The sequence below is a fragment of the Okeania sp. KiyG1 genome, from assembly GCF_014132355.1.
Taxonomy (GTDB): Bacteria; Cyanobacteriota; Cyanobacteriia; order Cyanobacteriales; family Microcoleaceae; genus Okeania.
The window spans coordinates 79,708-88,541 of sequence record NZ_BLZO01000069.1 but is presented as its reverse complement, the minus strand read 5'-3'; the positions used below and the strand labels follow the sequence as shown (position 1 = coordinate 88,541).

The following is an 8,834-nucleotide window of genomic DNA, read 5'->3' as shown; positions in this document are numbered from 1 at the left end:
GTTACAAAATCCTAAAACAACTACAAGGGTGCATCTAAATTTTGAATAAAGCAAAAAATTTATCGCTTTTAGGCAACAGCTTCGGAAGGCAATAGGCAACAGGGAATAAATAAGAAAAAAGTATTTTTGCAAATATGAGATACACCCAACTACAAATAAATACTTTTAACTTTTGACTTTTAACCTTTAACTTCCGCGTAGCGGCGCTAGAGTTTATTTGAGTCATACTTAATCAATATTTTGCAACCACAATGGTGCTACCTGCTCCCAAATTTCATTCTTGACAGATTCTTGGATTTTTCCCCTAATCTCCCCTAACTCTTGAGGATTTTTTAAAAGTTCAACTACTCTATAAGCTAAAGCCTCTTGAGTTTCCTTTACCTGGGGGTCGCCATCCACTTTTATACAGTAATCTTTCTCCTTAATTGCTGCATAATTAGTAGTGACAGGAACACATCCTACCATCGCCGACTCCCGCAATGAAATACAGTCTATTTCTTCATAAGCACACCCATAATAATGAATAGCTGAAGTAGATTTTTCATGCATTAATTGATTATGACCTACAATACCATGTTCAATTACTCCTGGCTGCTCCATTAATTCCATCATTTTTTGCCTCCAAGGTATTAACTTTTCACTATAGTCACGCTTCGTCCACCCATAATAAATATGTAGTTCTGCCTCTGGAATTTCTCTTTTAATAATCGGCCATCCCCACATCAACATGAATTCTAAACCTCGATAATACCTCGAAGCATATACTAATCTATATGGTTGTTTTTGATTGTTACTAAGTTCTGAAACAGTAGAATCTGCACCATTATTAATAACTACGAACTTATCATCAGGTATGTCTGGTAATAAATTACGTTGGTAATAACTTTGACAAAAATTTTATTATACGGCTTTAAATATATAGGTTCAAATGTAATTATATCGTGCCAATCAAACCAGGTTCTTTGAGCTTTAGCATAAGTAGGTAACATCTTAGGATGTCGCCACATAATCAAAGTATCAAAGGTATCGTACCAGTTAATTTTGTCATAATTAACATACTTAACTCCTCCATAAATACCCTCTTTATCTTCACAATTAGTAAAAACTGTAACATCATAGCCTTGCTTGACCCATTCTCTAGTCAAAAAGAAAACTGCACTATCCGAACCACTAGCACCCTTAGTTTTAAGATCGGATTCTAGTACTAAAAAACGCTTTCCTAGATAATATACAATTGACTTTTCTGGCCATTTTTTAGCAGTTAGTTTTTTTGTTAAGTCATTAGCAAAGGGAACTTGAGATTTAATCCACTTTTTTATAGGTGTTAACATAATATGCTCTAGTATCAACTTTGACATTCTCCCGACGCTGCTCTAGGAGACAGCCCGGGATTCCCTAGCATCACTGTTAGAGACTTTCTGTTTCTTAGCACCCGCCTTCCGGGATTTACTCCCCTCGGGTCTAAAGGCGCGCTCCACAGACTGACACTGCGAGTCCCGCAGCAAAAATATTTAGCGAAGCGTTTATGTCCCGGTCATGGTGAGCTGCACACTCTGGGCAATCCCACTCTCTAATATTTAAAGGTAATTTTTCTACTATAATGCCCACAATTAGAACAACGCTTTGTTAGCGTTTGCGAAGCATTCCGATAGGAAAGCTCCTCTGAAAGAGGCACTGGGAAAATATCTATCAATCTTGATTAATTGACGACCATACCACTCAGCTTTGTAATCTAATTGCCTAACTAATTCTCCCCAATTGGCATCTGATATTACTCTAGCTAATTTGTGATTTTTCACCATATTTTTACTGCCAAGTCCTCAACTACTATCGTTTGGTTTTCTCTAATTAGTTGGGTTGTCAGTTTGTGCGTATAGTCTCCTCTTGAATCTTTAATCTTGGCGTGTATCCTGGCTACTTTCAGTCTGGCCTTTTGATAGTTATTAGATCCCTTGGTTTTTCTCGATAGAGACTTCCCGCTAATCTCAGCTTTTTGTGTAATTTGTTTATATTCTTAGGGTTAGAAATTTTTTCTCCATTACTGGTAGTAACTAAACTGGTAATTCCGCGCGTCAATACCTATTTGCTTTTTGACTGGCTTGAGTAATAAATTTCTAGTGTCGTTGACTCTCAAGGATATAGACCATCTGCTACTGGGGTCAAGTTTGACTGTAATTGTAGTTGGTACACAACCAAGTGGTAGTTGCCTACTCCATCTAATAGGTAATGGTTCAGCACATTTAGCGATCTGAGACTTGACCATCTTTCCACTTAAATGCAGACTTTGTAAATTCTGCACTGCCACCCCATACGCTTTTTCTTGAAGTTAGGATATTTAGCTCGTCCACTAAAAAAGTTGGTAAAAGCAGTCTGTAGATGTCTTAAGCCTTGCTGTAATGGCACACTACTTACTCTGTCAAGAAAATCTAAATCTTCCTGCTTTTTCCAATTCGTAAGCATGGTTGAAGTTTGCTTGTAACTTACTTGCTCTTTTTTCTCATACCAGGCTTGAGTTCTAGCAGCTAAAGCCTTATTGTAGATTAGGCGCACACAACCCAAAGTCCTCCGCAACAGATTTTCCTGCTCCGGAGTTGGGTAAAATCTAAATTTGTACGCTTTTTCAACCATCTGCTGCCAAATTTTTCAACATTTACATTTTAACAGATTGTGTGAAGCCGCAACATTGATTGGCATTCCCATACGGCGCTCCCCTACGGGAGAGCGCGGGTATAAATGCCAACATTTGGATAAATGTACTTTAGGAGAGTCTGTATAGTTAATAATTGATTGTATCTGTAGATGTTTAGTGAAAAACAACAGAGACTATCATCAATAGAAGAAATAATTTTTAGCTGTATGTATGGGAGGATATGTATTGATGACCTCCAGGAACCTCTATAATATTACCCATTTATCCTATCTAGTAGCGATCGCTCCATAGGGATTAGCAAAAAAATAATGTACCAATGTTGAGTTTTCTAGGTGGGCAAAATATTCTTTCAGAATTTTTAATTGAGTTTATCTGTTAGTTTTGCCTCACCTAATTTAATTGGTAATTTATTTAAACGCAAGTCCCTTAAATCAGAGCCAATATTTGGAAATAAAATCATAGTGTCCAGCTTGCTCAGGTGGGTACCATCCTTGCTCTATTTTTTCGATAATATTTGGCAAAGCTCTGATAAATTCTGGACTTCGGTCTTTAGGATGAATGGTCCACGCCTTGGGGGAACTCATAGTTGCTCGTACATAGTCACTTTTCTCTAACTGCATGGATACCATAACTTCCCAAGAATCCAACTTGCCTTTGCCAGTATAGTAATTTAAAAGGGTTTTTAAGTTTAGTGGGAGTCGATTAAGAGATTTTTTGTTATAAGAACGCCACAAAATAGGCAATGGCAGTAACTTGTCAAAGCGTTTACGGTTAATCAGATACACCCTACTGCTGAAAAATTTGAGTTTATAGAAGCCTTCTACTCCTGGTTTTAGGGAATTATTTTTTTGGTATATAGTACCATCTTCAGTTGGTGGCCCTGTCAATGGTCGAATTGCCATTATCTCCGGATTTTGCTCCATTAACTTGATACCTTCATCTATCCAATTATAATCTGGTTGTTGATGTAGAAGCATATCACTGTCATAGTGCAACATATAATCTCCTGGTACAGATTCTATGTGAGAAATTGACCCCAAGATCGGATAACCCTTATAGTTATGGGTGGGTTTAATCCGATGACCAAAATGCTTTTGGTACATTTGTTTTTGATGATTTTGGTCATAGTTCATCTCCACAACTCGATCTACAATACCTTCACTTATCAGTTTCCTGCAGCAATCTCTAAGTTCACTTAGAGTACCAACACCAGGACGCATAACTTTATCTCCAGATAGAGGTGCTGTATCCATAAACAGCACTTTTTGAGTAAAATTAAAATTACTCATTCTAACTAGATGAGGAATTGTATGCATCATAAAAGGTATGTCTGTTCTTGCTACCAACATCGAGAAAGAACAGGTGTTAGATAGCTTTAATGATTCCTTACTACCACGTTCAATTACTTGTGGTTTATCTATTAACTGCATCTTTTTTTTACCTCCAAGGTATCAGTTTTTTACTATTGATATTAATTCCATACCAATATTTACTTATTTTTTGCGCAAATTGTACTATAACTAATGTGGAAATTACTTAGACAGAACTATAACATATTAAGTAGGCGTTAAAACTTGTCCCTATGTAAAATATGTAAATAACCCTCAACTCAACTGTTTGTAGGAGTTGGAGGAGCTGGGAGTGAGTTTACAATTATTAATATTAATATAGTCAGGACTTACGCAAATTAACCTTGAAAGTACTATCTGTAGGGTATAATGGCATTCACCCTCCCTATCTGTAGGGTCTCTGCTTAAGTCCTGATAGTTAAAATTTTTCGTGCCTACCTACTTAATCATTATTTAAGAATAGAATCTTTAATTTTCCTGCGGACTGCTGCACAAACACAAGACTTATAGCGAAATGTTCAAGAGGAAATTATCCAAGATACAGAGGCATACCTGATTTTTGATATACAGTAATTAAGAAAAATATGCTAATAAAATAGAAAGTTTAGCTACTTTAAAAGAGGGATTTGTGCGACGACAATATAGATGAATTAAGTTCTAAGACAAATTATCTAGTTATCAAGGTTTACTCTAAGTTTGCTAAGATAGTATAATGTGTATGTCAATAATTATTTTGAATTTGAAGTAATAGACAACAAGGAAAGAAATATTTGAGGTATTAATAATGTTAATAAATTTACTTTGGGAGAGTCTATTATAGTTAATAGTTGATTGCTTCTGTTGTAGATGTTTAGTGAAAAATAACAGAGACTATCATCAATAGAAGAAATGATTTTTAATTATATGAATTGGGGAGATGTCTTGGCGATCGCCAGAAACCTCTGAATACTACTAATACTAAATATCATCCCGATTCGAGAAAATATTTATAGTTAAAATAACAAGCTGGAGAGTACAAAGTTCTTCTAAAGAATGATTAGCTTTCAAGACTAAAAGTATTACTGGAAAAGGCTTACAGCACCTACAAGTCTGAATAGAAAGTTTCTAACCTTTAGATAGCTGAAAGCCTTAGCTAGCAATAGTTATTCCTAGAACTTTGCACTGTCTAGTAACAAGGAAAATCAAAAATATACTGGGAGTAATTCAACTGTGGCGACTAAGAAACTACTCTATAGTTTTAATTCTAAATTAACTACTTTAAAACAAAGAATAACACCTAAAGTATGGTCAGAAAATTCTATTGTTTACTACACTGGTGAAACTCCTTATGAATGGTCTCCAGAAAGTTTAAAAACAGGACTAGGAGGTGCTGATGCCAGAATTGTTTTTCTAGGCAGAGAATGGGTAAAGTTAGGTTATAAAGTTGCTGTCTATAATAACTGTGGTAAAAAAGAAGGTGTCTATGATGGAGTAGAATATCATCACTATTCAAAATTTAATCCTTACGATAGTTTTGATACTCTAATTATGTGGCAATTTGCCTGGAGAATTAAGTTTCCCATTAAATCTAAAAGAGTATGGTTAGATTTAGGTTCGGTATTGTTGCCTAGAGAAGTAACTTATGAAAAATTAAAACACTACGATAAAATTTTCTGCAAGAACAATTATCACCGTTCATTACTTCCAGAAATACCTGACAATAAAATTGCTATTATCCCAAATGGAATAGAACCATCTTTCTCCTCGCTCTATGAAAATTCTAAAGACTCTAACAAAATTATTTACGCTTCTAATTATATTAGAGGGTTAGAAAGAATGTTAGAGTTTGGCTGGCCGATTATTAACAAAGAAATTCCGTCAGCAGAGTTGAATATTTACTATGGTTGGAGTAGTAAAGTCGAGGCAGATTGGAAAGAAAAAATGTTGAAATTAATGGCACAACCAGGAGTAACTGAACGAGGGAAAATAGGGCGAGAACAACTAATGCAAGAAAAATCTACTTCATCTATTCATTATTATGGTTGTACTTTTCAAGAATTAGATTGTAATACAGTTAGAGAATCTGCCCTAGTAGGATCTGTACCAGTAACAACCGATTATGCAGGATTAACAGACAAAAATTATTGTGTTAAAGTCCCCGGTCATCCTTACGAAAAAGAAACTCAAGAAGCACTGGCTTATAAAATAGTAGAATTGCTCAGAAACCCAGAACAAATTCAAGAACTCCGAGAAAAAAATGTTGAGTTAGTGAAAGATGAAACCTGGGAAAATGTAGCTAAATTGTGGTTAGCTGAAATATCATAGGGAGGTATTAAAAATAGATGGGGTGATGGGGTGATGGGGAGGTGGGGGAGAAAAGTTTTTAATTAAATACGTTTACTCTCCTGAAATATCAATTGAATGGCAAATACAAAACTTCTCTACTTTTCTCTCTCAACTTTTATGTTAAGTAAAGATGTTTATAAACTATAGCCTTCGATAGGGGATGAAAAAAATATTCGCCATAGGTATTTCAAGCTTTATGCTTCAAAGGTTGGTAGTAATAACTAATAACTAATAACTAATAACTGATAACTGATAACTGATAACTGATAACTGATAACTGATAACTGATAACTGATAACTGATAACTGATAACTGATAACTGAAATGACAATGCCAAATTTTTTATTAATCGGTGCTGCTAAGTCTGGTACTTCTTCTCTTTATTATTATCTGAAGCAACATCCTCAAATTTATATGCCAGCTTCTAGAGACCAAAAAGAACCAGATTTTTTTACTTTAGAAGGAGAAAGTAAAGAGCGAATTGGTCCTAATGGTATTCATTTTATGGGGAATGCAATTACAGATTTAGAAAGCTACCAAGAGTTGTTTGCTGAAGTGACAGATGAAATAGCAATTGGGGAAGCTTCTACTTCATATATATATAGTGAAAAAGCACCACAACGAATACATAACTATATACCTGATGCTAAAATAATTGCTATTCTTAGAGACCCAGCAGAAAGAGCTTTTTCTCACTTTTTATTTTCCCTAAGTAATGGTAGAGAACCGGAACCTGATTTTAAGAAAACATTAGAACAAGAAGATTGGCGAGTAGAGAATAATTGGAGTTTTCAATGGCATCATAAACGTCGAGGTTTTTATTATCTCCAACTCAAGCGTTATTTCGATCTTTTTCCTGCTAATCAAATTAAGGTTTGTCTGTATGAGGATATTAGAAAAGACCCTATTGCTTTAACTCAAGATATCTTTAAATTTTTGGGAGTAGATGATACTTTTATTTTAAATGTGGCTAAAGTACATAATCCTACGAATGTAGCCAAAAATCAAACTCTTAATACTTTACTAAATCGTCCGAATCCAATTAAAGATAGTTTGAAATTATTTATGCCAATGGGAATGCGGAAAAAATAGCAGGGGTTCTCAAAAAGAAGAATTTAGGTAAACCAAAATTATCTCCAAAAATCAGAAAGCAATTAATTGCTGATTATCGGGAAGATATATTAAAACTTCAGGATTTAATCGGCAGAGATTTGTCAAAATGGTTAGAAGTTTAGTTCAATAATTAATAATTAATAATTAATAATTAATAATTACCTATTCTTTCTGAGAAGAGGATTGACTAAAAGGATTTTTTTTCTTCTCTTGGTCAATTGGATATGGCGCAGGTTTCCTCGCCATCCCTCGACCGCTTTTTTATCCATGAATGGAGAGGCTTTATACCTTGATTTTTCGGTAAATCAAAGATGAATTTTTTAATATGACCAAATAAATAAAGTCTCAAAGCTGCCTACTTGTTAGAGGTAGTTATAACTGATAACTGATAACTGATAACTGATAACTGAAATGACAGATTTACCCCCAATATATTTTTATCTTCCCCAAGAAAACTGGCGGAATGATATGCCAAATAAACCAGATGTTTATTGGGAAGAATTTGGCAGAGGGATATACTGTTGGACTTTACAAACCTATCTTTACCTTAAAGCAGATGGTTTTCCTTGTACCTTAGTAGGAACTATGCCAGACGAAGGAATTGTAATAGCTCATCGAGATTCTTTTGACTATGAACTAAGACCAACGTCAAAGGTTTTAATGGTCTGTATTAAACCAGATCGAAATCCTCATCCTTATGCTCAGTTGCAAGTAGTTCAAAATCCTCAAGATGCCAAAAATTTCAGAAATAGTTACTATATTCCTCTATGGAGACAACCAGGATTAATTCCTCGTCATCCTGAAAGGGGCGATCGCTTTGAGAATATTGGTTATTTTGGTATTAATTCTAATTTAGCGCCAGAATTAAAAGCTGCTTCTTGGTCGAAACAATTAGAAGAATTAGGATTGAATTGGCAAATTATTCCCAGAAATCGCTGGTATGATTATAGTAATATTGATGCTGTTGTGGCTGTTCGTAATTTTCAACAGCAAGATTATACTCAAAAACCAGCGACTAAACTTTATAATGCTTGGCAAGCTGGAGTACCTGCAATTTTAGGAAAAGAATCAGCTTTTCACTCAGAACGGAAAAGCGAGTTTGACTATTTTGAAGTTAGTTCAGTTGAAGATGCTATTAATGTTTTGAAGCGTCTGAGGGATAATCCTAAGTTGTGTGAAAAAGTTAGAGAAAATGGTAAAGTTCGTGGGCAAGAAATTGAACCTCAAAATGTTGTTAGGCAATGGCGTAGTTTTCTAACTGATGCGGCTATACCTAAGTATCAGGAATGGTGTAGTTCCTATCTGTGGAGGCAACAATTATATTTACAGGTTTGTTATTTCCAAATAAAAGTAGATGCTACTTATAACCGTATTTATTCCTTTTTTAAGTAGGACAA

General features: G+C 34.9%; 11 protein-coding genes. 3 read left to right on the top strand and 8 right to left on the bottom strand.

The features are described from left to right. Positions 1-228: 228 nt before the first annotated feature. The 8 genes from SAGCYANO_RS14545 to SAGCYANO_RS14530 form a co-directional block, all read right to left on the bottom strand. The gene (locus tag SAGCYANO_RS14545) at positions 229-723 is read right to left on the bottom strand and encodes a hypothetical protein (RefSeq protein WP_237396172.1); all 495 of its coding nucleotides are present in this window, start codon (positions 721-723) and stop codon (positions 229-231) included. Between the two features lie 110 nt (positions 724-833). After that, complete coding sequence (locus SAGCYANO_RS14540; RefSeq protein WP_202220728.1) at positions 834-1,331, bottom strand: hypothetical protein; 498 nt, start codon at positions 1,329-1,331, stop codon at positions 834-836. A gap of 130 nt (positions 1,332-1,461) precedes the next feature. Further along, positions 1,462-1,608, bottom strand: coding sequence for a zinc ribbon domain-containing protein (locus tag SAGCYANO_RS50320; protein ID WP_375339931.1), 147 nt, complete (start codon positions 1,606-1,608; stop codon positions 1,462-1,464). Between the two features lie 2 nt (positions 1,609-1,610). Further along, positions 1,611-1,802: a hypothetical protein gene (locus tag SAGCYANO_RS50315; RefSeq protein ID WP_375339930.1), complete on the bottom strand. Its 192-nt coding sequence runs from the start codon at positions 1,800-1,802 to the stop codon at positions 1,611-1,613. Continuing rightward, on the bottom strand, positions 1,796-1,984 hold the full coding sequence (locus SAGCYANO_RS50310; RefSeq protein ID WP_375339932.1) for a transposase: 189 nt from the start codon (positions 1,982-1,984) through the stop codon (positions 1,796-1,798). Before SAGCYANO_RS50310 ends, SAGCYANO_RS50315 begins: the two co-directional genes overlap by 7 nt. A 54-nt stretch (positions 1,985-2,038) precedes the next feature. Beyond that, positions 2,039-2,263 carry a hypothetical protein gene (locus tag SAGCYANO_RS50305; RefSeq protein WP_375339929.1) on the bottom strand — a complete coding sequence of 75 codons (225 nt, stop codon included), beginning with the start codon at positions 2,261-2,263 and terminating at the stop codon, positions 2,039-2,041. Positions 2,264-2,271: 8 nt separating this feature from the next. Continuing rightward, positions 2,272-2,628, bottom strand: a complete 357-nt coding sequence (locus SAGCYANO_RS50300; RefSeq protein WP_375339928.1) for an RNA-guided endonuclease InsQ/TnpB family protein — start codon at positions 2,626-2,628, stop codon at positions 2,272-2,274. Positions 2,629-3,081: 453 nt separating this feature from the next. After that, a complete protein-coding gene (locus tag SAGCYANO_RS14530; protein ID WP_202220727.1) occupies positions 3,082-4,080 on the bottom strand; it encodes a hypothetical protein in 999 nt (332 codons plus the stop codon). Between the two features lie 1,128 nt (positions 4,081-5,208). Here SAGCYANO_RS14530 and SAGCYANO_RS14525 point away from each other — a divergent pair. The 3 genes from SAGCYANO_RS14525 (at position 5,209) to SAGCYANO_RS14515 (ending at position 8,829) form a co-directional block, all read left to right on the top strand. Next, entirely contained in the window at positions 5,209-6,303 is a 1,095-nt protein-coding gene (locus SAGCYANO_RS14525; RefSeq protein WP_202220726.1) for a glycosyltransferase family 4 protein, read from the top strand. Between the two features lie 351 nt (positions 6,304-6,654). Continuing rightward, complete coding sequence (locus SAGCYANO_RS14520) at positions 6,655-7,416, top strand: sulfotransferase (RefSeq protein WP_237396170.1); 762 nt, start codon at positions 6,655-6,657, stop codon at positions 7,414-7,416. A 432-nt stretch (positions 7,417-7,848) separates the two neighbouring features. Then, positions 7,849-8,829, top strand: coding sequence for a hypothetical protein (locus SAGCYANO_RS14515; RefSeq protein ID WP_202220724.1), 981 nt, complete (start codon positions 7,849-7,851; stop codon positions 8,827-8,829). Positions 8,830-8,834: the final 5 nt, after the last annotated feature.

What these genes read in the sequence shown, in the direction of transcription:
- SAGCYANO_RS14530 (WP_202220727.1), bottom strand. Translation starts at nt 4,080, where the DNA reads ATGCAGTTAATAGATAAACCACAAGTAATTGAACGTGGTAGTAAGGAA.
- SAGCYANO_RS14545 (WP_237396172.1), bottom strand. Translation starts at nt 723, where the DNA reads ATGTGGGGATGGCCGATTATTAAAAGAGAAATTCCAGAGGCAGAACTA.
- SAGCYANO_RS50305 (WP_375339929.1), bottom strand. Translation starts at nt 2,263, where the DNA reads ATGGTCAAGTCTCAGATCGCTAAATGTGCTGAACCATTACCTATTAGA.
- SAGCYANO_RS50315 (WP_375339930.1), bottom strand. Translation starts at nt 1,802, where the DNA reads ATGGTGAAAAATCACAAATTAGCTAGAGTAATATCAGATGCCAATTGG.
- SAGCYANO_RS14520 (WP_237396170.1), top strand. Translation starts at nt 6,655, where the DNA reads ATGCCAAATTTTTTATTAATCGGTGCTGCTAAGTCTGGTACTTCTTCT.
- SAGCYANO_RS14515 (WP_202220724.1), top strand. Translation starts at nt 7,849, where the DNA reads ATGACAGATTTACCCCCAATATATTTTTATCTTCCCCAAGAAAACTGG.
- SAGCYANO_RS14540 (WP_202220728.1), bottom strand. Translation starts at nt 1,331, where the DNA reads ATGTTAACACCTATAAAAAAGTGGATTAAATCTCAAGTTCCCTTTGCT.
- SAGCYANO_RS50300 (WP_375339928.1), bottom strand. Translation starts at nt 2,628, where the DNA reads ATGGTTGAAAAAGCGTACAAATTTAGATTTTACCCAACTCCGGAGCAG.